This is a genomic window from Enterococcus nangangensis (assembly GCF_005405245.1).
Lineage (GTDB): Bacteria > Bacillota > Bacilli > Lactobacillales > Enterococcaceae > Enterococcus_J > Enterococcus_J nangangensis.
Genome location: NZ_BJDR01000015.1, coordinates 22,019 through 45,211 on the forward strand (window position 1 = coordinate 22,019; position 23,193 = coordinate 45,211).

Sequence of the window (23,193 nt, forward strand, 5' to 3'; positions counted from 1 at the left end):
AGATGCAAGAACTCTTTTCTAAACGGGCCAAAGCGGCGCTAGCCATTGCCCAAGAGCAGGCCAAAGCGTTTCACCATCAAGCAGTTAGTTCAGAGCATTTGTTGTTAGCTTTGATTTTGGAACCAGAAGGGGTGGCGGGGAAAACCTTACGGCAAGCCCAAGCCAATCCCACCGATATTATTGATGAAATTGAACATATGACGGGCCACGGGGGCGTGAAAAGTTATCCGAAAAACGCCTACCTACCGTATTCTCCTCGTGTGAAACAAGTATTTGTCTACGCTGGTGATGAGGCTAAACGGTTAGGGTCGGAAAAAATTGGCACGGAACATTTATTATTAGGTTTATTGCGGGATGAAGATATTTTAGCGGCGCGGATTTTAGCCAATCTCGGTTTAAATTTACCTAAGACGCGGCAACTCGTTTTGAAAAAAATTGGTGTCGATGATGCGAAGCAATTAGCTAGTGCTGCTCGGCCGAAAGTCAAAGGTCGTGGCGAACAAGAAGGCACGCCAACCTTGGATTCTTTAGCGCGGGATTTGACGAAATTGGCGCGGGAAGACAAGATGGATCCGGTGGTGGGCCGCAGTAAAGAAGTCCGGCGCATTATTCAAATTTTAAGTCGCCGCACGAAAAATAACCCCGTGTTAGTGGGGGAACCTGGAGTGGGTAAAACCGCCATTGCAGAAGGCTTAGCGCAAAAAATTATTAACGGCGAAGTACCAGACGATATGAAAAATAAACGCCTCATGATGCTAGATATGGGCTCATTAGTAGCCGGCACCAAGTATCGTGGGGAATTTGAAGACCGTTTGAAAAAAATTATCGATGAAATTTATCGCGACGGTGAGGTTATCCTCTTTATTGACGAGTTGCATACGTTAATCGGTGCCGGGGGTGCTGAAGGGGCGATTGATGCTTCCAATATTTTAAAACCAGCCCTAGCTCGGGGGGAACTCCAAACGATTGGGGCCACCACCTTAGGGGAATACCAAAAATATATTGAAAAAGATACGGCTTTAGAACGCCGTTTTGCTAAAGTTCAAGTGGACGAACCCACGCCAGAAGAAGCTGAAGAAATTTTGCAAGGCTTAAAGAGTCGTTACGAAAATCACCACAAAGTAGAAATTACTGATGATGCGATTCACGCGGCTGTGAGTTTGTCGGTGCGTTACATTAACTCTCGTCAGTTGCCGGATAAAGCGATTGACTTGATTGATGAGTCGGCGGCCAAAGTGCGGCTAGACCAAGCAGATGAACCTAACGCTATTACCGCCTTGAAAAATCGCGTGGATGATTTAGGACGGGCCAAAGAAGCCGCCATCGAAAGTCAAAACTTTGAAGATGCGGCTAAATTCCGACTAGAAGAGAAAAAACAAGGGGAACGGTTGAACCAATTGATTGCCAAAGAAGCGAAAAAAGCGAGTGGCTACGGCAACAAAGTAACCGCTGAAGATGTGGCTGGTGTCGTTTCCCAATGGACCGGTGTTCCTTTGCAACAATTAGAAAAACGCGAAAGTGAACGCTTGTTAGATTTAGAGAGCGTCTTACACCAACGGGTTGTCGGCCAAGACGAAGCCGTGAAAGCCGTGGCTCGCGCCATTCGTCGCGCTCGTTCTGGTTTGAAAGATCCTAATCGTCCCATTGGTTCCTTTATGTTCTTAGGCCCAACAGGGGTGGGGAAAACAGAATTGGCTAAAGCACTAGCTGAAGCGATGTTTGGTTCCGAAGATGCCTTGATTCGTGTGGACATGAGCGAGTATATGGAAAAATACAGCACGTCCCGTTTGATCGGCTCGCCTCCTGGTTACGTGGGTTATGAAGAAGGCGGTCAATTGACGGAAAAAATTCGCCAAAAACCATATTCCGTGGTACTTTTAGACGAAGTGGAAAAGGCCCATCCCGATATCTTTAACTTGTTACTGCAAGTCTTAGATGATGGTTACCTGACGGATTCCAAAGGGCGCAAGGTGGACTTCCGCAATACGATTTTAATTATGACTTCCAACATTGGGGCCACCCAATTGCGAGAAGAAAAAAACGTCGGCTTTGCTATTGCCGATACGAAAAAAGATTTCCGGGCGATGGAAAAACGCATCTTAGAAGAGCTGAAAAAAGCTTTCCGTCCTGAATTTCTTAACCGGATTGACGAGACCGTTGTCTTTAAGTCCTTAGACAAAGAAGAGCTCCACGAAATCGTCAAAATTATGAGTAAAGCCATCGTCAAACGTTTGAAAGAACAAGATGTGACGGTAAAAATCACGCCAGCAGCCATCGATGTGATTGCCAAAGCTGGTTTTGATCCTGAATATGGCGCGCGCCCAATTCGCCGTGCTTTACAAAAAGAAATCGAAGACCGTTTAAGTGAAGCCTTACTGTCTAGCCAAATCGCTTTAGGCGATCACGTCACCATTGGCGCTTCCAAAGGCAAGATTACAGTAGCGGTGAAAAATGATAAACGGGAAGCAAAAGCACTGCAACTAAATTAATTAATATTGAACGAACTCTCTAGCTATCGTGGGATAGCTAGAGAGTTTTATTGTCCCGGCATTAAAAAATCACTAGTGTTCTAATTTGTTCTTAATCTATTCTCATGATATTGTTATAATTGTAAGAAACAATAAGAAAATGGAGGACTACAGGATGAAAGCAAAAAAATTAGTCGCAATGGGGATGATTTTAGCACTAGGAGCTGGCAGTTTAGCCGCTTGTGGTAATGATTCTAAAGACAGTGGGGGCAATCGCAATAAAGAGACCACTACCTCTACGGTTGCTAAAGAAAAAGAAGAAACGCCAAAAGAAGATGAAGTGGAAGAGTTAGATGCAGTCGTGGAAGATGAAGAAGAATACACTGAAACTTTCCTCTTTGATTTAGCAAATTATGGCAGCTACGATATTGTAGAAGGCTACTTTTTAGAAGCGGGCAGTCCGATAGATTTAAGCTACGATGACTTAGAAGAATTTTTAGATGTAGACAGCTCGCAATTAGTAGAAGTGGACGCTTATCTTTTCCATGATGTTTACTTTGTGGATGTGGATGATGATCGTTTGTTTTTCGGTGACGTTGATTTAGAAGAAGCAGACAGAGTGGAATTAACGGAAGAAGACGGCGAGCAAGTAATGACGGTTTATTACTACGACGGAAATTACAATGAGTACGTTGGTGAGTATCAATAAAATAAGTAACAGGTGGATGATTATCAATTATCCATCTGTTTTTTTGTGTCATTTTTTCACAAATAGCGCGGATAAATTTTTACCAAAACATTCGTTTTTTACTCGAAAAACCCCCTTTAAACTTAAGAAAAGCTATGATAAGATAAGTTAGTTATCAAAGGAGGTACAAGGATGATTGAAATCACAGCTACAGCTAGCTCCATCGAACAAGGAATTGCCTTGTTGGACGCCGGCGTGGATACACTATATATCGGGATGGAAGAGTTTGGTTTGCGTTTGCCTGTAAGTTTTACTTGGGATGAACAGCGCACCATGATTGCAGAAGCCCATGCCCGCCAGAAAAAAGTGACGGTAGCCGTCAATGGTATTATGCATCCCGAAAAAATGTTGCAGATTCCAGCTTACCTAGCCTTTTTAAAAGAAGCCCAAGTGGATCAAATTACTTTAGGGGATCCGGGGATTGTTTATGTGATGCAAACGCAAGATTTAGCAATTCCTTACTTATATGACGCCGAAACGCTAGTCACTAGCGCACGGCAAGTCAACTTTTGGAGTAAACGGGGAGCAATTGGCGCCGTTATTGCGCGGGAGGTTCCTTTTGCCGAGTTACAAGCGATGGCTCCAGCTTTAAACGTCTTCGGTGAAATTCAAGTCTTTGGCCCTACTTGTATCCATCAATCTAAGCGTCCTTTACTGCAAAATTATTTTAACTATACGAAAGTGGAAGAAAAGAAAGATCGGCAGCGGGAATGGTTTTTATCCGAGCCGAAAAAACCGGAAACCCACTATGCAATTTTTGAAGATGGCAACGGCACCCACGTTTTTGCCAACAATGATTTGAATTTATTACCAGTCTTGCCAGAGCTTTATGCGTGTGGCTATGATCATTGGAAGTTAGATGGTTTGTTCACACCGACAGCTGACTTTGTCAAGGTGGCGACTCGTTTTGTGGAAGCCAAGGAGCGCTTATTGGCGGGAGATTTTACACCGCAAGTGCGGGATCATTTAACCGCCGAAGTACGGCGGACCCATCCAGCGAAACGTGGTTTGGATTTAGGTTTCTTTGAAATCGATCCAGCGGCGATTCAGTAACACCTGACCCAAAGAAAGGGAGGAAATATCTTGGGGACAAGTAAGAAAAAATTAGTGCGGCCAGAGGTTTTAGCACCAGCCGGCACGTTAGAAAAATTAAAAACGGCGATTCATTACGGCGCCGATGCAGTTTATATTGGCGGCAATGCCTACAGTTTGCGGACGCGCGCCGGCAACTTTACCTATGAAGAAATGGCAGAAGGTCTGGCTTACGCCCGCGCCCACAACGCGAAAGTTTATGTGGCCGCCAACATGGTGACCCATGAAGGCAACGAAAAAGGAGCTGGGGAATTTTTCCGCAAAGTGCGGGATATTGGCATTGATGCGGTGATCGTCAGTGATCCAGCTTTAATTGAAATTGCCATTACGGAAGCACCAGGGCTAGCAGTCCATTTGTCCACGCAAGCCTCAGCAACCAACTGGGAAACGCTGGAATTTTGGCGCAAGGAAGGGTTGGAACGCGTGGTTTTGGCGCGGGAAGTTTCCATGGCGGAAATTGAAGCGATTCGGGCCAAAACTTCAGTAGAAATTGAAGCTTTTATTCACGGAGCCATGTGTATTTCTTATTCTGGTCGGTGTGTGTTGTCTAATCACATGTCGATGCGGGATGCCAACCGCGGCGGCTGCAGTCAGTCTTGTCGTTGGAAGTACGAATTGTACGACATGCCTTTTGGGGAAGAACGGCGCCCCGTCAAAGGAAAAGTTGCCGAAGAATTTTCCATGAGTGCGGTGGATATGACCATGATTGAACACATTCCCGAATTAATTCAAAACGGCGTCAACAGTTTTAAAATTGAGGGCCGCATGAAATCCATTCATTATGTTTCGACGGTTTCTAACGTCTATAAAGCCGCTGTCGACAGCTATATGGCCGACCCTGATAATTACGTCTGCAAGCAAGAGTGGATTGACGAGTTATGGAAGGTTGCGCAACGAGAGTTAGCCACTGGTTTTTACTTTAAAACGCCAACGGAAAACGAACAACTCTTTGGACCACGGCGGAAAATTCCTGTTTACAAATTTATCGGGGAAGTTTTAGCCTATGATCCGGCGACTAAAATGGCCACCATTCGTCAGCGCAATCATTTTTCGGTTGGCGATGAAATTGAATTTTACGGGCCGGGCTTCCATCATTTCCACCAAACGGTAACGGAAATGACCAATGAAGAGGGCGAGTCCATTGACCGCGCACCAAATCCCATGATGCTTTTACACATGCCGGTAGCAGAACCGGTGGCTGTCGGGGATATGATTCGTAAGAAAAAATAAATTATTTCAGAAGCTAGTCCTATCCAGTTAAAGATAGGGCTATTTTCTTTAACAAAACCTGATGTTAACCAGCGTTGCTAGCGGCAACGGCTGATTTTTCATACAATGGAAGTAAGAAAAAGAAAGCAGGGATAGCTGATGTTAAGTAAAAATATTAAAGCAAGCCGCCAAGCAAAAGGATTTTCGCAAGAAGAACTGGCAAAAAGAGTGCATGTGGTGCGGCAAACTATTTCTAAATGGGAACAAGGATTGTCGGTACCAGATGCGCATTTATTAATCGCCCTCGCCGACGCCTTGGAGACGTCAGTCAGCACTTTGCTAGGAGCTACAACTGCGGAGAAGGAGACGCCAGCCCATGATCAGGACGTAACCGTTCTGGCTGAAAAATTGGCATTAATTAACTTACAACTAGCGCAAAAAAGTGAGACTAGACGAAAAATTTTGCGGGGACTTCTGCTGGCTTTGTGCGGCCTGATTGTCTTAACTTTTGTCCTGATTATTAAGTTCAAGTCGCCGTATTTAACGTGGGATTACAGCAATCCAGAAACGGCGGTGGTGGGTGTCGGATTACACGCCTTGGAGTGGCTTTTTGTGCGCTTGGCGCCCTTTGTTTTGTTAGGCGCCCTTGTGGGTATTTTCTTGATGCGGAAAAAAGGATAGGGATTACTTATCTTACGGAAGACTACGAAAAAGAAACTGCTGAAGAAGCGAGCCAAGAAAAAATGATGTTGGCATAATTAAAAAACCTTCAGCGCCAAAGGATTGCTGAAGGTTAAGACAGTAAGGAGCTTGTCGCTAATTTTGCGTATCGCCCAAAGAGATGCTATAATGCATATGTAAAGAGAGATATGCGCTAACATACCTCTCTCGTAGAACCGTTTAAGACGGTAGCTTAGGGTTAAAGAAATAACCGTTTCTCGCTAAAGTAGACGGTTATTTCTTTTTGTCATTTTTAAGCAATGTTACAACCAGACTAATCAAAGCAATGGTAAACATACCAAAGCCCAGCATAGTCTGGATTGTTTCATATGCAGACAAAAGGCATCTCCTTTCTTAGATTTCAGCGCTACATACATAAGCACCACCACCTTCCAAAAGATAGCCACCGTCATTAACTTTTCTACCGTCACATTATAGCATATTTAAGTACCCATAGTTAGCCTTCTTAGGCGGGGCAGCTCCACCAACCATTAAAAATTTAATAACTTTTATTTTTTACACCTTAAGTCCGAGGTCAGCTGCTCATTTTTTTGCTACACTAGGTAGAAATGAAGGAGGGGTTCACTTGGGAAAAACACCTTTAGTGGTGGAGCAGCTAACGAAAAAGGTCAAGAACAAGACCATCGTCCATGATGTTTCCTTTACACTAACCGCAGGGAAAATTACCGGTTTATTGGGACCAAACGGCGCAGGGAAAACGACGATTATTCGTTTGTTGGTGGGATTGATGCAACCGACAACCGGCAAAATTGAAATCACCGGCGCACCGTTACAGCAGGACTTTGCCAAGGCGATGCGGGAAATTGGTTCGATTATCGAGACACCAGAGTTTTATAATTATTTGACGGGGACGGAAAATTTACGTATCTTAGCGAAAATGTCAGACCGGACCATCACAGAAGAACGGATTCAAGAAGTACTGGCTTTTGTGCATTTAAAAGAGCAAAAGGATCAAAAAGTGCGGACGTATTCACTAGGGATGCGGCAACGTTTAGGCGTAGCCCAAGCGATGGTCCACAATCCTCGCGTTTTAATTTTTGATGAGCCTATGAATGGACTAGATCCAGCTGGGATGCGGGAGTTCCGGGAATTATTATTTCAATTGGCTAAAGAAGGTGTAGCAATTTTAATTTCTTCCCACCAATTGAGTGAAATTGAAATTTTATGTGATGAGTTAATTATTTTACAAAAAGGTGTGGTGACTCGTCAAGAAAGCTTGCAAAAAACCACCGCTGACTTAGTGACGACCGGACTCTTGCATATTGAAACTAGCGACAATGAAAAAGCCGCCGCTCTCTTAACGACTGCCGGCTATCAAGTGACGGTAGCAGAGGACGTCTTGCGTCTCCACTTAATGACAGATACCCGTGGCGCCATTGTGAAGTTGTTGGTGGAAGCCCAACTAGATGTCTTAACCATTATGCTAGAAAAACCAACCTTAGAGGACAACTTCTTAAATTGGACGAAAGGTGGAGAATTAGTATGATGAACTTGATTCATTTAGAACTCTTTAAACTACGAAAGAAAAAAATTAGTTGGGTAGTTCCCTTAATTGTACTTATTTTGAGTATTTTATATTTAGCGGCAATTCGCAACTTTTCAATGGAAGTTCCAGATTCCGGCAGCTTTTTAGCCGGCTTGATGGGCTTACCCACGTTAATGAACTTAGGTATCGTAGTGATTGCTTCTGGCATGGTTTCAGCCGAATTTTCTAAAGGGACAGTAAAATTTTTACTGATTCGCCCGTACACCCGCAGTCAAATTTTGTTGGCGAAATTTATCGTGATGATTATCTACAGTCTCGTGTTTAGTGTCTTACTTTTCGCAGCGACTTTGGCTTTAACCAATATCTTTTTACAACCACAATCACCAATGGTCCAAATCGAAACGTATCAACAGCCGGCTCTAATTGCCGCCTTGACGCAGCTGGGTTTAAACTTTTTCTTAATTCTTTTTTACTTAGCCATCGTCTTCTTATTACAAACTTTAACCCGCTCACAAGCGCTAGCCGTGGGTTTTGGCGTGGCCTTTTTATTCGGCAGCTCGGTGTTAAGCATGATTAATATGTTAATCATGACGAAGTACCCTTGGTTCAAATGGAACCCCCTAAACTTTTTACAAATTAAAGATTCCGTCATGGAAGGTTACGCAGAAGCCATGAAGCATTACAGTGTTGGCGTGGATAAAGTCGCTAACCTTTACGTGTCCACTTGGCAAATGGCCTTGGGGCTAGTCTTGAGTTCACTAGTCGTCTACCTTTTAGCCAATTTAATTTTCAAAAAGCGGGACGTCACTTTAACTTAAATAAAAAATGGTTGATGGAAATATTCCGTCAGCCATTTTTATTTATAAAGAAATATTGTTATTTTATTTAAATTAAAAAGTGATGAACAACACTATTTATTATTTAAAATAGTATTGTTCATCGTTATTGAAAGTGCTATCATTTAAGTGCAGTGATGAACTATAACTTATTAGGAGGCGCTTTATGGGAAAAACGAGAATGCTAAATACATTTATTGAAATGGTAAAAATCGATTCAGAGACTTGGCACGAACAAGAAATGCACCGTTATTTACTGGATAAATTTCAATCGTTAGGGTTAACCACTTTTGAAGATAACAGTATGGCAACCACCAAATTAGGCTCTAATAACTTAGTAGCGAAACTAGCAGGGACCCTTGATGCAGAACCGATTTTCTTTTCTTCCCACACGGATACAGTGGTCCCAGGGAAAGGAATTGAAGTAGAAGAGCGGGACGGCATGCTTTACTCCAAAGGCGAAACGATTTTAGGCGCTGACGATAAAGCGGGTATTGCCATTATGTTGGAAGCTATCCAAAGAATTCAAGAAGAAGGCATTGAAACTGGACCATTAGAATTCGTTTTATCCCCAGGGGAAGAATTAGGTTTAGTAGGAGCTTCAGCTTTAGACTTCAGTTTATTGGAAGCGAAACGGGGCTATGTTTTAGATAGTGCTGGCGAAGTCGGTCGGGTAACGATTGCTAGTCCATACTTATTCAAGTATAACGTGACGATTACTGGAAAATCCGCCCACGCTGGTTTAGCACCAGAAACCGGAATTTCTTGTGTGGACATTTTAACGCAAGCTTTGCCTAAAATTAAAACGGGTCGTCTTGATGCGGAAACCACAGCCAACATCGGTTCCATCCATGGCGGTGAAGTAACCAACATCGTCTTAGACAAATTGACGGTTTACGGTGAAGTGCGTTCCATCGATTTAAGTAAGGTAGAAACTTTATTAGACGAAATGAAAGAAGCCTTTGAAACGGCAGCTGTGGAAATGGGCGGCTCAGTGGAAATTGAAATCAATCAATATGCTACCGGTTTTAGAATCAACAAAGAGCAAAAAGTGATGCAAACGTTGCAAACAGCGTGTGATCAATTAGGTCTGACAGTGCAAGAAGAAGTTAGCGGTGGCGGTAGTGATGCGAATGCTTTCAATGCCAATGGCTTAGAAGCAGTGAACTTATCCATCGGTTACGAAGAAATTCACACGGTGAAGGAATATGTTTCCATTGCCGAAATGGAAAAAGCGGTGGACTTAGTGGTGGAATTAATTAAAACGGTGGCCACAGTTAAAACGCCAGAATTAGTAACGAACTAAGCAAGAAATAAATAGTCGGCAGTTCGTGCTTTCAACGAATTGTCGACTTTTTTCAAAGGAGAGGACTATTGATGGAACCACAAGAATTTCAACATTACTTAGGAAAATACGCACAGTTGATTGTGGAATTTGGAATTAACGTACAGCCCGGCCAAACTGTCGTTTTACAAGCGCGGGTTAATCAATATCCCTTAGCGCGCCTGATTGTTAAAGAAGCTTACGCCAAAGGAGCCAGCGAAGTCGTCGTCAACTGGGAAGACGATTTTATTCAAAAAGAAACTTTGCTTCACGCCGACGAAAAAGTAATTGGCGAGGTGCCGGAGGATGTCATGTTGCAAGGGAAACGGCTCTTAGCCAAAGGCGCTAGCCGCATCAACTTGGTTTCTTCGGCACCAGACGCTTATGCCGGCGTACCGCAAGAGCGCTTAGCTTTGTTCCAACAAGCGACTAATAAAAAATTAGCCGGTTTTCGCAATGCGGCGCAAGCCAACAAAGTTTGTTGGAACTTATCAGGTGCCGCCAGTCCAGAGTGGGCGGCTAAAGTGTTCCCGGAACTGCCAGCCGCTGAACAAGTTCCCGCTTTATGGGATGAAATTTTTAAAACGACGCGTATTTATACGCCAGATTCCATTGCGGCGTGGCGACATCACCGGGATATTTTAGTGGCAAAAGCGCAAGAACTAAACGCGGAACAATTTAACGCCTTGCATTTTACGGCAGAGGGTACGGACCTAGTGGTGGGGTTGCCGAAAAATCATTTTTGGGATGCTGCCAGCAGCACTAGTGTCAGTGGCGTGAACTTTATGGCCAACATGCCGACAGAAGAAGTCTTCACCGCACCCGATGCTCAGCGGGTGGACGGCATCGTGAAAAGCACTAAACCTTTAAGTTATCTTGGAACGATTATTGAAGGGATTACTTTAACCTTTAAAGATGGGGCAGTCGTCGCCGGTCACGCGGAAAAAGGCGATGAAGTGTTGCAAAGTTTATTGCAAGTGGACGAAGGCTCCCGCCGTTTGGGAGAAGTCGCTTTGGTGCCTGATGAGTCACCAATTTCCCAAAGTAATATTACCTTTTACACGACCCTCTTTGATGAAAATGCTTCGAACCACTTAGCGTTAGGGGCAGCTTACGCCTTTAACTTGCAAGGTGGCGAAAAGATGAAAGAAGAAGAATTGATTGCTGCTGGTCTGAACCGCAGTCAAGTGCACGTGGACTTTATGATTGGTTCACCCAACACTAATATTGACGGCGTGCGGGCAGATGGCACGCGGGTACCACTTTTTAGAAACGGCAACTGGGCCGTAACGGAATAAAAAAAGACTGATTGTTAAACGGGTTAGTCCTCTGTCTTTGAGGATTAACTTGTTGACGATCAGTCTTTTTTGTTTTTATTTTTCTTCATCAATTTCAGCTAAAACGGCGGCTGGTAAATCTTCTCTGGCCACCTCGCGATAGGTTTTCACGTAAGCGCCTTTAATGTCGATGGCTAAATAGTGATCCACTTGTAATTCTTTCATGCCCATAAACGCAATGGGCCGCGTCCCACCATCTTTGGTTACGGCCATTTGCTGATAAAAAGCCATCCCATGATGATCCACCTTTTGCGGCGCTACCGTTTTCACGTAGACCGTACTGGGGCGCACTAAGGGATTCAAAGAATCCACGGCACTGGCAATGTCACTAGTGCTGTTGGTGGTAGCAACTTTAGCCCCGAAACCCACCAACAAAGGCAAACCAATAATCAAAACGAGAGCGTAAACAATTTTTTTCATCACATTCCTCCATAATCTTAACTTACCATGAAAAAATGTTCTGCACCTCTGGCGTCAGGCGGAAAAGTTGCTAGGACTTGCGACGTAAAAAAGCCAAAACTAGCCGGACTCTAACGAATCCAGCATCGGTTTAACTTTTAGTTTAAGCACCTAAAATTTCAAAAGTATCCCGCACAATCATTAACTCTTCGTTGGTAGGAACCACCATCACGGGAATTTTACTATTTTCTGTACTAATAATCAGTTGGTTGGTAAAGTTTTTTTCCGGATCAATTTCAAGGCCTAAAAATTCTAAGCCTTGGCAACTGTCACGTCGAATTTCGTAAGAATTTTCCCCGAGACCAGCCGTGAAGATTAAAACATCTAAGCCCCCAAGTTCAGCGGCATAAGAGCCAATGGTTTGCTTGACTTTGGTGGTAAAAATATCCACCGCCAATTCTGGATTGCCGTCATATTGAGAAACGTCGCCTTCCATCACATCGCGAAAATCGCTACTAATTTCAGACACGCCTAAGAGGCCCGATTCGTGATTAATCATGCGGTCGATGTCTTCACTGGATAAACCTTTATTTTTTTGCAGGAAAGGTAAGATGGAAGGATCGATATCACCACAACGGGTCCCCATCATGAGGCCGGCTAAAGGTGTGAAGCCCATGGACGTAATCACCGACTCCCCGTTGGCAATGCCACAAAGGCTAGCGCCGTTCCCTAAGTGACAAGTAATAATTTTTAAATCCGCTAAATCTTTATTTAAATGTTTGGCCGCTTCTTGCGCCACGTAAGCGTGACTTGTGCCGTGGAAGCCATAGCGACGAATGCCATCTTCTTCATAATATTTGTAAGGAATGGGATAAATATAATTTTTCGCCGCCATGGTTTGGTGGAAGGAGGTATCAAAGACTGCGACTTGGCGGCAGTGAGGTAAAGCTTTTTGAAAAGCTTTAATCCCCATGGCATTGACAGGATTATGAAGCGGCGCTAAAGGAGAGAGCGCTTCGATTTGTTGTAACTCGGCCTCTTCAATGAGACTGGCACTTTGGAAGGTTTCGCCACCGTGAGCAACCCGGTGGCCTACCGCAACAATTTCTTTTAAGTCGGCGACAATTTCTTTGGCCAATAAAAAGTCTAGCAAATAAGCCACAGCATCAGCGTGGGTGTTGCCGGCAATGGCCATTTTTTCCTTCACGCCTTGATAGGTGTAAGTAAACGTGAGCCCTTGACCTAAGCCAATTCGCTCAAAGAGACATTTCACTAAAAGTTCTTCTTCCGGCATGGAAAATAATTGAAACTTCAAAGACGAGCTACCTGAGTTAATGGCCATAATTTTTTGTGACATGATGCGCCTCCTTAAGGAAAATAAATGTGAATGAAACAATCAACAGAAAAAGAATGTTATCTAAAAATAATTTTTGCTGATGGAAATTTATTTTACATTCTTATTCTCCTATATTGAAAACGCTTTTACAATAAGAATTTGATGAATTAAAAAAAGAACTATCGTGTTTTTTTAACCGACAGTTCTTTTTGTGTTTTGTTTCCTTAGCTATGTCTTTTTAAAATCGTCGCCGTTAACTGCAAGAGATTTTCCCGCGTTTTTTGCGGCGTCTCCGGGAGTTTAGCAATCCCTTTTAAAGCGTCGTCAGTATACTTGGCCGCTAACTGACGAGCTTTAGCCACACCGTCACTTTGTTGGACTAAAGTAAAAATTTCTTGTGCTTCTTCGTCTGTCAGCTGCTCTTTTTTGGCTAGTAAGGGCAATAAGGCAGCGGCTTTACTTTCCAAGGCCAACAACAATGGTAAGGAGTAAACCCCTTGTTGCACGTCTTGTAAAACAGGTTTGCCAATCGTCGTAGCATCTTCGGAATAATCTAAGACATCATCAATAATTTGGAAGGCCATCCCGATGTTTAAACCAATTTGCCGCGCATTATTGGCGGTCACTTGATTCAGCCCGCTTTCATAAGCGCCAACAAAACAACTTAGGCCAAAAAGTTCAGCAGTTTTGCCGCGAATATTATCCAGATAAGCGTCCTTGCCACCAGTGTAGTCGTAGCGCATATTCATTTGCCCTAGCTCTCCTACGAGAATTTTTTCCATACTGTTGGAATTTAATTCAATGCTTCTTAAGGAGCTAGTATATTGCGTCAACAACTTGAAACAACAGATAAATAAGTAATCCCCAGCGTAAACTGCAACATCGTTACCAAAGCGCGCTTGAATCGTAGGCAGACCACGGCGTAAAGGGGAGACATCCACAATATCATCATGAATTAAAGTCGCAGTGTGGAGTAATTCCAAAGATGCGGCTAAAGCGATGGTTTTTTGCGGTTCTCTGTTGGGTCCTAATTGGGAAAATAATAACTGATAAGCAGGGCGTAATAACTTGCCGCCAGCGTGAATCATGTCTAAGATGGCCCCTTGCACTTCGGCGTTATTCAGCTGAATCGTTTTTTCCATTAAAGTTAACGTTTGACTCAGTTCCTTTTGAATGGTGGGGTAATTTTGCCACATAGCATGTATCTTCATAGAAACTCCTTTGTAAAAATTAGTCGATAATTAAGGCAGTTGGGTAAATCTTTTTTGCGGGGCTAAAGGCTTTTCGTAAGCTTGTTGGAACTTCCGTAGTGTCGCCACGTGGCCTAATAAATAATTGGCACAAACACCTAAAGCGATGCCGGCAAAAATCCCAATGATGGAAAGCACCGGTAAGTAAAGCATCACGGACCAAGACTGGGCGATAAAGCTCGCTACTACTAATTGTCCCACGTTATGCAAAAAACCGCCAGTGGCACTGATGCCAATGATACTGACGCGCTTAGGGCCTAAACTTTTCACCAACAGCATGCCGCAGTAACTTAAGATAGCGCCAGCCATACTATAAAAGAAAGTAGAGAGGGTTCCCCCCAGTAACGTGGTTAAAAAAAGACGCAGCCACACCAAAAGAAAACTATCGCGTTTTTTCATGGTGAAAATGGCGATGATGGTAATTAAGTTGGCTAGCCCTAATTTCGCTCCTGGCGCAAAGCCAAAGGGAAAAGGAATCATATTTTCCAACAAGCCAATGACGACACCTTGAGCGACTAATAGGGCGATATAAATAAGTTTGGATAAACGTTTTTCCATAGGCACGACCCTCTAGTAGATTAAATTGCCGTCTTGACTCCCGTCAGAGGCGATGACTTCAATGATTAATTTGTGGGGCAGACAGACGATGGTTTCCTTCGACTTTTCAATCCAACCCCGTTGCACACAGACTTGATCGCCACAGCTAGCTTCCACGATGCGAATCCTGCGCCCGTCAACGACGATAAGGTTATAATCCCCATCGGCATCTTCGTAGCGATACGTATAGCTTTTAGCACCAGCCACTAAAGGAAACGATTTAATTTCTTGACCATCGACAGACAAGACCGCTTCGTATGTTACATTGTCAGTTCGTTCCGCCAATTTTTTTTCTTGCCAGCCAAAGATTACTACCGGTAAAAAAGACATGAGGATTAAAAAGACAATGATGACCGCATCCCACGGCTTTAAGCGACTTTTATGAATAAATTCTTTCATGGGGCCATCCTTTCTTTTTATCAACGTTTGAGCTGTCTTGTTACGATTACGCCAGTGGCTATTTGCTAAAGAATTTTTTTCTGGCGTGCAGCCTTCGACTTTTCTTTTTTATGATAGCATAGGTTGCATTTTTCTGGGATAAAAAGGGGCTCCTTAAAACGTTTTCCTCATGAAAAAATCACGAAAAAAGCCGCGCTAAAAGGAACGAATTGAGCAAAAAGGACTGTGACCACGGTCACAGTCCTTCAAGTCAACGGTGTAAGAAATTATTTATCTTGATATAAACTGCGCTCGGTCCCGTACCACCAACGGCCCAGTGTCCGTTGTAAGAATGGTACAACCCATTTATCTAGCCCGACAGCCCGACCAGAACCATTCATTAAGGCAAAGGCTACTGGCACAAACCAGATATTTACCCAATAGAACATCCCGGACATACAAAAGGCGATGACTAAGACGATGGTGGTGGCACTAGATAACCAAGTGAATAGACCAGCGATTAAAGCTAAAGCCAACAAGACTTCAAAAATAGTCATGAATTTTTGGAAGAACATGGCAACGTCTTGGTTAGGCATGATGAATTGCATCATTTTTGTGAACCAGTTTGGTGATTTTTCAATTACCACCATGGGTTGTTCGCCGTAAGCATAACTTAAACCAAAGTGAGCTACGTTAGTAACGGTGGTTGCTGCCGCATCACTCGCACCAGAAGAAGCGGTGGTAGCAGCCGAAGCAGCTGAAGTCACATCAGCAGAACTAGCAACGGTGGAAGCAACAGTAGAAGCTAGCGTGGAAGCGCCAGATGTTACATCAGAAGAAGAAGCCGTGGTAGCTGCAGCGTCAGCCGCTGGGTAGCCCCAAGTCCAAGGGAAAACGGAATTACCAGTAAACCAAGAACCTTCTCCAAACCAAGTGCTAGGTTTTAAAATTTCACCGTTACCGATAATTTTTTTACCTGCTTCAACTAACCAAACTAAACCATAGAAAATCCGCAAAGGCACGGACCACAAAACGTTCCCATAACGAGAGGAATGACCACGCGCTACGTTACGATCGTCTTTAATGTGGAAGAATTCGTGCATCAAGTATTGGAACATATAATAACCAGAGCGAATATCAAAGAAGTATTTCAAATTGACGATGTGTTTCATAATAATGGCTAAGAAACCACTTAAATGAATCTTATCGAATAAGTTAGCCACGCCCCATTTAGCGCCAATGGAAACCATGAACCCTTGGTAATTGGATTTAAAAGGATGCTTATCCGTCTTTTTAATGTCGGCAATGATGCTACCAGCTGCCGCATGAGCAGTTTGTTCAGCTGCTTGGACGATTTGTGGTGTTGGTGTGTGTTCGAATTCTTCGAAGTACACTTGGTCCCCAACGATGTAAATATTTTTATCTTCATAACCTTTAGCTTGCATGTATTGGTTGGCTACTAAACGGTTACCACGCGCTGCTTCTAAACCAAAGTCTGCCGCATCAGAGTTAGATTTAACCCCAGCTGTCCAAATCAAGGTGTTGGTGGGAATCTTACGACCGCCCTTTAAGACGATGTGATCGGCATCAACTTCAATGATTGGTGAGCTTAACACTAATTCAACATTTTTCTTTGCCAAGTAGCGTTCTGCTTTCGCCGCGTCATTTCGCGTTAACATGTTTAAAATAGTTGGTAAAGCTTCCACGACCATCAAAGTGAAATCATCTTTGTTTAACTTGTAGTCTTTAGCTAAACGATCTTTCCAGTCGATGAGTTCCCCCACCATTTCAATCCCGGTAAAACCAGAACCACAAACGACGAAAGTTAACATTTGTTTCCGCAAGTTAGCATCAGGTTCTAAAGCCGCTTTTTGCACGGTAGCTTCAATGTGTTCCCGTAAACGCAAAGCATCTTCAAAGCTCCATAAAGTGAAGCCGTGCTCTTTAACCCCAGGCGTACCGAAGTCGTTAGGTTCGCCCCCCATCCCTAAAATCAAATGATCAAAAGGATAGGTGCCTAAAGCCGTACGGACGACTTTATTTTCTTTATCAATACCTGTCACGGTGTCTGTAACGAGTTTCACGTTTTTCCGACGACAGAATAGACGTTGCAAATCATATTGAATGGCAGTTGGTTCCACGCGCCCACCGGCAACTTCATGGAGTTCTGTCATCATGGTGTGATAAGAGTGACGATCGATTAGCGTAATTTCTACGTCAGCTTTTTTCAATTTTTTTGAAAGCAGCTTAGTGGCAGAAACCCCGGCATACCCAGCCCCCACTACGACAATTTTTTGTGTAGTCATTTTATTCGCTCCTCAATAAATTAAGTTAAGTTACAACCGACCTAATTATAAAGAAAAAGGACCATTTTGTCTAACTTTTCACTAAAAATTTGTGAATTTTTTTTCACAGATGACACTCGCTATTTAAAAAGTTGCACAAATGGGAAATTTTACCTGGTAATTCATAAATGCGCTTAAAAAAAGGTTGACATCCCCGAAGATTTCTTTAAAATAAAAAGTAAGCGGGTTTGTGAAAAAATCCACAAAAACAAAAAGGGAGAGACACTCATGAAAGTTAGAAAATTGATGGTAGGATTAAGTGTTTTAACATTTTCAGCCTTGGTTTTAGGAGCTTGTAGTTCAGACAATAACAAAGACAGCGCAGCTAGCTCTGCCAGCACGACAGCTTCATCTACCACGGCAACGTCAAGTTCCAATGCCGCAACAACGGAATCTTCTGCACCAGCGAAAACAGCAGGTGCTGATTTGCAAGACGGCACGTACAAGTTAGAAGAAAAAAATTACAGCAACGGATACCGGGCAGTATTTGCCATTACTGTAAAAGACGGCAAAATCACCGAATCTAACGGTGACTATGTGAATGAAGCAGGCAAATCTAAAACCGAAGATACCGAATACGAAACAAATATGAAAGCCAAATCTGGCGTAGGTCCTGCTGAATTTATTCCAGCCTTAAACGAAAGCTTAGTAGCTACACAAAGCGCTGGCGACGTCGAAGTCGTAACTGGTGCGACACACACTAGTGAATCTTTCCAAAACTATGCACAACAATTAATTCAAGCAGCACAAGCTGGTAAAACCGATACAATTGAAATTGATAACGGTGCTGACTTGAAAGACGGCACTTACCAATTAACAGAAAAAAATGATTCTAATGGTTATCATGTAGACTTTGCCATCACGGTTAGTGGCGGAAAAGTAACTGAATCTAACTTCGATTACAAGAACGCTGACGGCAAATCTAAAAAAGATGACACCGAATACGAAACAAACATGAAAGCTAAATCTGGCGTAGGTCCTGCTGAATTTATTCCAGCTCTAAACGATAGCTTCTTAAAAGCAATGGGAGAAGAAGATGGCTCTGCAGCTGATGTAGAAGTTGTCACAGGTGCAACGCACAGTACACATGGCTTCATCCTTTATGCACAACAATTATTAAACGCTGCTGAAAAAGGTGACACGACACCAATCGAAGTAGACAACATTGTGATGAGTAAATAAGAATATCTTTACGGGGACTACCCTGATTCGTCAGGGTGGTTCTTTTTTTCGTTTTTTTGTAGTGATAAGTGAAAAGTCCTAAAAAATCTGAGGAGCAATTTTCCAGTCCTTTCCGACTTATCATCCAAATTTTTCCCAAGCTTGTCTACCTCTTCTGTTGTCCAGCTTTGCCAACTAGAAGAGTCGGTCATAAGCCAAAAGCCACAAAAAATTTGTAGAACAATTTTCCGTGTCTTCTGTCTTATGCCAGCACTTCCAATCGAGTTGGCAAAGCTATTCTATTCATGGTAAAGTATGAAAGGAGGTGGCGAGATGGCTTTATTTCAATGTAATGTTTACTCAAATGTTTTAGGGATGGAAGTGGCAGTGAACGTCATTATCCCCCAGACAACCGTCAAAAAAATTGGGACAAGTTCGACAGCACCCGTGACGGACATTCCTGTTTTATATTTGCTCCATGGTATGGGAGGCAACGAGACGGTTTGGTTGCGGAAGACATCCATTGAGCGTTACGCCACAGCAGCACAATTGGCGGTGATTTTTCCCGCAACGGATTTAGCGTGGTATACAGATACCACCTATGATTTGCGTTACTGGACGTACCTTTCTGAAGAACTGCCACAACTGATGCAACAATTTTTTCCAACTTTAACAACCAAACGGGAAAAAACTTTTGTGGGAGGACTTTCCATGGGGGGTTACGGAGCTTGTAAATGGGCGCTGTTGCAACCGAAACGTTTCGGCAAAGCAATTGTTTTATCGGCGCCATTAGTGTTGCAAGGTCAAGAAGCGTTGCTTTTAGAAACACGGGACCGCGCATATTGGGAAGGTATCTTTGGACCGTTGGCTGATCTCGCCAATAGTTGCCATGATCCGTTTACTTGGGTGCGGGAATTTTCCAAGACTAGCCCAAAACCAGAATTTTTTGTTGCGTGCGGCACAGAAGATCCCTTACACCCAGCTGGTGCGTATTACCAAGGCCTTTTACAAAAGGCAGGCTTCACTGTCGACTGGCAAGAAGGTCCCGGGGGGCATGAGTGGCAATTTTGGGATACGTGGATTCAAAAAGCACTTGCGTGGTTAGCCGTCACCCCGGCTAAAGAGGAGGACAAAGCATGACGAGAAAAAAGATATACGGGAGTATGGCTGTACTCCTTTTACTAATGATTGGCTTAGTGGGTTGCACTGGTAAAAAGGCGGACACCACCAGCAGTAGTAGTGGGACGACAACAGCCAACAGCAATATTAATCAGGAACCTTACGAGGATCGGCAATTTTTATTGGGGACTTACGTGAATATTAAAGTGTACGACAACGGCAAAGAGCAAGCCTTAAAGGATGCTTTTGCCCGCGTGAAAGAACTTGGCGATAAAATCACTGTTAACCAAGAAGGTTCTGAAGTGGATGCAGTGAACGAGCAAGCTGGGGTTGCGCCGGTAGCCGTGTCTGATGATGTCTATCGTTTAGCGAAAAAAGCTTACGAATATAGCCAAGATTCCAATGGCGGCTTTGATATGGCCATTGGTCCCATCACAAGTTTGTGGCACATTGGCTTTGATGATGCCCGTAAGCCGAGCCAAGCTGAAATTGACGCAGCGTTAAAGTTGGTGGACTATCATAAAGTTATTTTAGATGATGAGAAGCAAACCATTTACCTAGAGGAAAAAGGGATGAAGTTGGACCTAGGAGCGATTGCTAAGGGCTTCATTACTGATGAAGTGGTGAGCTTGTTAAAAGATGCGGGTGTCACAACGGCGATTGTTGACCTGGGAGGGAACGTCTATGTCTTAGGCCACAGCGTTCGTTCGACACCGGAAAAAGCGGTGGATTGGACCGTGGGAATTCAAGATCCGAACCAAGCGCGGAACACGACCGTGGGACAAGTGCCTGAAACCAATAAGTCTTTAGTGACTTCCGGCATTTACGAGCGCTACTTGGTGGTGGATGGCAAAACGTATCACCACTTGTTTGATCCCAAAACAGGTTATCCTTTTGACAATGGCATTGCCGGTGTGACGATTATTAGCGACTTATCCATTGATGGCGATGGATTGTCGACGGCGGTCTTTTCCATGGGTGTGAAAAAAGGATTGGAATACGTAGAAAGTCTAGATGGTGTTGACGCAATTTTTGTCACAACAGACGATGAAATTTTTGTCACTGACGGCGTCAAGGATGAATTTGTCTTAAACGACGAATCCGGCTATACTTACGGCGATCGCAATAAATTATAAGGTGATTAAGAAAAATCAGCAGATTTTGTTGATTTTTCTTTTTTTTTGTGAAGAGTTGTGCTATTTATGTATAGTGGAGGTGTATCAATGGAATTAAAAGACTTTTTAAAGCTAGTAGAAATCCAAACGAAAATTGCTAGCGTTTATCCTTTTTTAATTGGTTTATTTTTCTCTTGGAGTTATTTTCATACCGTCAACTGGTTTTATATGATTCTCTTTTTTATTGCTATGATTTTATTCGATATGACCACGACGGCGATTAATAATTATCAAGACTACGTGAAAGCTGTGGACGAACATTATAAGTATGAAGAAAATATTATCGGTAAGGCCAACTTAGAAGAGTCCACCGTGCGGAAACTAATTTTTGGCATGGGGGGCATGGCGATGTTGATTGGTTTAATCCTCAGCGTGTTGTCCGGCTGGCTCTTCTTTTTCATTGGCGCGGTCTGCTGCTTCATCGGTATTTTTTATACTTTCGGCCCAATTCCTTTATCCCGTATGCCTTTAGGAGAAATTTTTTCCGGCGTGACCATGGGGATTGGAATTCCCGCCATGACTGTTTATCTCAATACCTTTAATGACAAACTTTTCTTTTTTGAAATGAAAGACAATACCTTTGCTTTAACCGGAGAAATTTCGGCGGTGGTAGCCCTCGTCTGGGCCTGTCTGCCTTTGGTCTTTACGATTGCCAACATCATGCTAGCCAACAACTTGCGGGATTTAGACACGGATATCGTCAATGAACGTTTTACGCTAGTGTATTATTTAGGACGGCCTCACGGCATTATTTTATTTGAAGTATTGATGCTGTCTTGCTACTTAGTGATGGTGGTGGGGTTTGTCGCGGGCGTCTTCCAATGGCCGGTGCTCTTGACCTTGTTAACCTTACCTAAAGCCATTCAAACATTAAAACGTCACCAACGAGAAGTTCCTCATCCCATTAGTTTCAAACGTTCCATCGACAACTTCTTACTCTTCAACACCAGTTACGTTTTAGTTTTGGTCATCACCGTTATTTTGAACGCATTTAAGTGAAAGTAAAAAGCGTAACATCATCTTGTATCGCAGATGAGGTTACGTTTTTTTGTGGACAGATTCTAGACAAGAGCTGGTGAAAATAGTTACACTACACACCCTTTTGTGTTACAATGTAGTACGGAAGGGTGTGTAGATGCTATGGCAACAATTACGATTCGCGTTAGTGATGCAGAAAAAGAATGGTTATCCTATATGGCAGAGTTTTACGGAGTGAGTTTATCTGATTTAATCAAAAACTATTCCATGGAAGAGCTGGAAGATGAGTATGACCGCCAAACGGCTGAGGTTGCTTTAAAATATTGGCAAGAAAAAGGAAAACCAACTATTTCCATGGATGAAATTTTAACAGAATTTGGGAATTTAAAATGAGTTATCAACTTGAATTTACTCCTGAAGCTCGTAAACAATTAAAAAAGATGGATCGGTATCAAGCCACATTGATTACAAGATGGCTATATCAAAATATTCAAGGAATTGACAATCCACGCAAGTATGGTAAAGGCTTAACGTCTAATTGGTCTGGTCAATGGCGGTATCGAGTAGGAAATTATCGTATTGTAGTAGAGATTGAAGATGAACGATTAGTTGTTTTAGCTTTACAAATAGGACATAGAAGAAATATTTATGATTAATAATAAGAAACACGAAGCTCTCAGTAAACTATTTTTACAGTGGTTTACTGGGAGATTTTTATTTTTGAAATAAATTATCAAGCAGATAGTAATGCGACTAACCAGTGTGCTACCACACAAGAAAAGGTCCTCGTAATGGCGCTGTGGTGCGTGAAGAAAAATCGATTCTTTATCTCATTGTCCAACAAGATGGTGAAGGATTAAACTCAGTATAAAATAAAAACACCTCAAAGCATCTTTTTAAGATATTTTGAGGTGTTTATCGTTTTTTGGGAGTAGCGCTATTCTTTTAAATATTGTTGTAAAATTTCTTCATGACGTTGAGCACTTTCAAAGTCCTTCAAATTTTTCATTATCATAAGAGCGTTATTAGCAAGGGCTAACCCTTTTTCTTGATTCCCGCGTTTTACATGATACAGTCCTTCAAGAAAATTAATTTTGTTGATTTCGTAATAAAGCTTTGAACCACTAAGTGTTTGATGGATAAAGTCCATATAATTGTGTAAAAAGAAAAGGCCATATGAGTGCCTGATACGGTACAATGTTTTTAACCACAAA

Annotated in this window: 22 protein-coding genes and 1 pseudogene; 15 read left to right on the forward strand and 8 right to left on the reverse strand. The window is 42.9% G+C overall.

Annotated features, from left to right (window positions below; all coding sequences use genetic code 11):
- Window positions 1–2 precede the first annotated feature (2 nt).
- From FFM57_RS06140 to FFM57_RS06160, 5 genes are all read left to right on the forward strand, one after another.
- Window positions 3–2,489 carry an ATP-dependent Clp protease ATP-binding subunit gene (locus FFM57_RS06140; protein WP_137599653.1) on the forward strand — a complete coding sequence of 829 codons (2,487 nt, stop codon included), beginning with the start codon at window positions 3–5 and terminating at the stop codon, window positions 2,487–2,489.
- Window positions 2,490–2,643: 154 nt separating this feature from the next.
- Window positions 2,644–3,177: a hypothetical protein gene (locus tag FFM57_RS06145; protein ID WP_137599654.1), complete on the forward strand. Its 534-nt coding sequence runs from the start codon at window positions 2,644–2,646 to the stop codon at window positions 3,175–3,177.
- Window positions 3,178–3,348: 171 nt separating this feature from the next.
- A complete protein-coding gene (locus tag FFM57_RS06150) occupies window positions 3,349–4,269 on the forward strand; it encodes a peptidase U32 family protein (RefSeq protein WP_137599655.1) in 921 nt (306 codons plus the stop codon).
- 30 nt (window positions 4,270–4,299) lie between these two features.
- Window positions 4,300–5,538 (forward strand): peptidase U32 family protein, encoded by a 1,239-nt coding sequence (locus FFM57_RS06155; RefSeq protein WP_137599656.1) that lies wholly within the window; start codon window positions 4,300–4,302, stop codon window positions 5,536–5,538.
- Between the two features lie 138 nt (window positions 5,539–5,676).
- Window positions 5,677–6,198 carry a helix-turn-helix domain-containing protein gene (locus tag FFM57_RS06160; protein ID WP_137599657.1) on the forward strand — a complete coding sequence of 174 codons (522 nt, stop codon included), beginning with the start codon at window positions 5,677–5,679 and terminating at the stop codon, window positions 6,196–6,198.
- Window positions 6,199–6,471: 273 nt separating this feature from the next.
- On the opposite strand, the pseudogene pepG1 reads toward FFM57_RS06160, so the two are convergent.
- Window positions 6,472–6,591, reverse strand: a pseudogene (gene pepG1, locus FFM57_RS06165) (type I toxin-antitoxin system toxin PepG1); the annotation flags it as partial.
- Between the two features lie 232 nt (window positions 6,592–6,823).
- Between pepG1 and FFM57_RS06175 the strand changes: the two are divergent.
- The 4 genes from FFM57_RS06175 (at window position 6,824) to FFM57_RS06190 (ending at window position 11,202) form a co-directional block, all read left to right on the forward strand.
- Window positions 6,824–7,744, forward strand: a complete 921-nt coding sequence (locus FFM57_RS06175) for an ABC transporter ATP-binding protein (protein ID WP_137599659.1) — start codon at window positions 6,824–6,826, stop codon at window positions 7,742–7,744.
- Entirely contained in the window at window positions 7,741–8,562 is an 822-nt protein-coding gene (locus FFM57_RS06180) for an ABC transporter permease (RefSeq protein WP_137599660.1), read from the forward strand. The genes FFM57_RS06175 and FFM57_RS06180 overlap by 4 nt, the downstream gene beginning before the upstream one ends.
- A gap of 184 nt (window positions 8,563–8,746) precedes the next feature.
- The gene (locus FFM57_RS06185; RefSeq protein ID WP_137599661.1) at window positions 8,747–9,886 is read left to right on the forward strand and encodes a M20/M25/M40 family metallo-hydrolase; all 1,140 of its coding nucleotides are present in this window, start codon (window positions 8,747–8,749) and stop codon (window positions 9,884–9,886) included.
- Window positions 9,887–9,957: 71 nt separating this feature from the next.
- A complete protein-coding gene (locus FFM57_RS06190) occupies window positions 9,958–11,202 on the forward strand; it encodes an aminopeptidase (RefSeq protein WP_137599662.1) in 1,245 nt (414 codons plus the stop codon).
- Window positions 11,203–11,277: 75 nt separating this feature from the next.
- Here the strand turns inward: FFM57_RS06190 and FFM57_RS06195 are convergent, their stop codons facing one another.
- The 6 genes from FFM57_RS06195 to FFM57_RS06220 form a co-directional block, all read right to left on the reverse strand.
- Window positions 11,278–11,661 (reverse strand): YxeA family protein, encoded by a 384-nt coding sequence (locus FFM57_RS06195; RefSeq protein ID WP_246023426.1) that lies wholly within the window; start codon window positions 11,659–11,661, stop codon window positions 11,278–11,280.
- Between the two features lie 142 nt (window positions 11,662–11,803).
- Window positions 11,804–12,997 (reverse strand): acetate/propionate family kinase, encoded by a 1,194-nt coding sequence (locus FFM57_RS06200; RefSeq protein WP_137599664.1) that lies wholly within the window; start codon window positions 12,995–12,997, stop codon window positions 11,804–11,806.
- A gap of 203 nt (window positions 12,998–13,200) precedes the next feature.
- Window positions 13,201–14,187 carry a polyprenyl synthetase family protein gene (locus FFM57_RS06205; RefSeq protein ID WP_137599665.1) on the reverse strand — a complete coding sequence of 329 codons (987 nt, stop codon included), beginning with the start codon at window positions 14,185–14,187 and terminating at the stop codon, window positions 13,201–13,203.
- Window positions 14,188–14,217: 30 nt separating this feature from the next.
- Window positions 14,218–14,784 (reverse strand): Gx transporter family protein, encoded by a 567-nt coding sequence (locus FFM57_RS06210; protein ID WP_137599666.1) that lies wholly within the window; start codon window positions 14,782–14,784, stop codon window positions 14,218–14,220.
- A 12-nt stretch (window positions 14,785–14,796) separates the two neighbouring features.
- The gene (locus FFM57_RS06215; RefSeq protein ID WP_137599667.1) at window positions 14,797–15,222 is read right to left on the reverse strand and encodes a NusG domain II-containing protein; all 426 of its coding nucleotides are present in this window, start codon (window positions 15,220–15,222) and stop codon (window positions 14,797–14,799) included.
- Between the two features lie 266 nt (window positions 15,223–15,488).
- Window positions 15,489–17,507 carry an NAD(P)/FAD-dependent oxidoreductase gene (locus tag FFM57_RS06220; protein ID WP_137599668.1) on the reverse strand — a complete coding sequence of 673 codons (2,019 nt, stop codon included), beginning with the start codon at window positions 17,505–17,507 and terminating at the stop codon, window positions 15,489–15,491.
- A 267-nt stretch (window positions 17,508–17,774) separates the two neighbouring features.
- On the opposite strand from FFM57_RS06220, the gene pplA reads away from it, so the two are divergent.
- The 6 genes from pplA (at window position 17,775) to FFM57_RS06250 (ending at window position 22,635) form a co-directional block, all read left to right on the forward strand.
- Window positions 17,775–18,728: an extracellular electron transfer flavoprotein PplA gene (pplA, locus tag FFM57_RS06225; RefSeq protein ID WP_137599669.1), complete on the forward strand. Its 954-nt coding sequence runs from the start codon at window positions 17,775–17,777 to the stop codon at window positions 18,726–18,728.
- A 312-nt stretch (window positions 18,729–19,040) separates the two neighbouring features.
- On the forward strand, window positions 19,041–19,847 hold the full coding sequence (locus FFM57_RS06230; protein WP_137599670.1) for an alpha/beta hydrolase: 807 nt from the start codon (window positions 19,041–19,043) through the stop codon (window positions 19,845–19,847).
- Window positions 19,844–20,962, forward strand: coding sequence for an FAD:protein FMN transferase (locus FFM57_RS06235; RefSeq protein ID WP_371851245.1), 1,119 nt, complete (start codon window positions 19,844–19,846; stop codon window positions 20,960–20,962). The genes FFM57_RS06230 and FFM57_RS06235 overlap by 4 nt, the downstream gene beginning before the upstream one ends.
- A gap of 87 nt (window positions 20,963–21,049) precedes the next feature.
- A complete protein-coding gene (gene menA / locus FFM57_RS06240; RefSeq protein WP_137599671.1) occupies window positions 21,050–22,000 on the forward strand; it encodes a 1,4-dihydroxy-2-naphthoate polyprenyltransferase in 951 nt (316 codons plus the stop codon).
- A 141-nt stretch (window positions 22,001–22,141) separates the two neighbouring features.
- Window positions 22,142–22,372 (forward strand): type II toxin-antitoxin system RelB family antitoxin, encoded by a 231-nt coding sequence (relB, locus tag FFM57_RS06245; RefSeq protein WP_137599672.1) that lies wholly within the window; start codon window positions 22,142–22,144, stop codon window positions 22,370–22,372.
- Window positions 22,369–22,635, forward strand: a complete 267-nt coding sequence (locus FFM57_RS06250; protein WP_137599673.1) for a type II toxin-antitoxin system RelE family toxin — start codon at window positions 22,369–22,371, stop codon at window positions 22,633–22,635. The genes relB and FFM57_RS06250 overlap by 4 nt, the downstream gene beginning before the upstream one ends.
- 281 nt (window positions 22,636–22,916) lie before the next feature.
- On the opposite strand, the gene FFM57_RS09860 is transcribed toward FFM57_RS06250, so the two are convergent.
- Window positions 22,917–23,193: Rgg family transcriptional regulator (locus FFM57_RS09860; RefSeq protein WP_170999914.1), on the reverse strand; the 277-nt coding region annotated here is incomplete at its 5' end.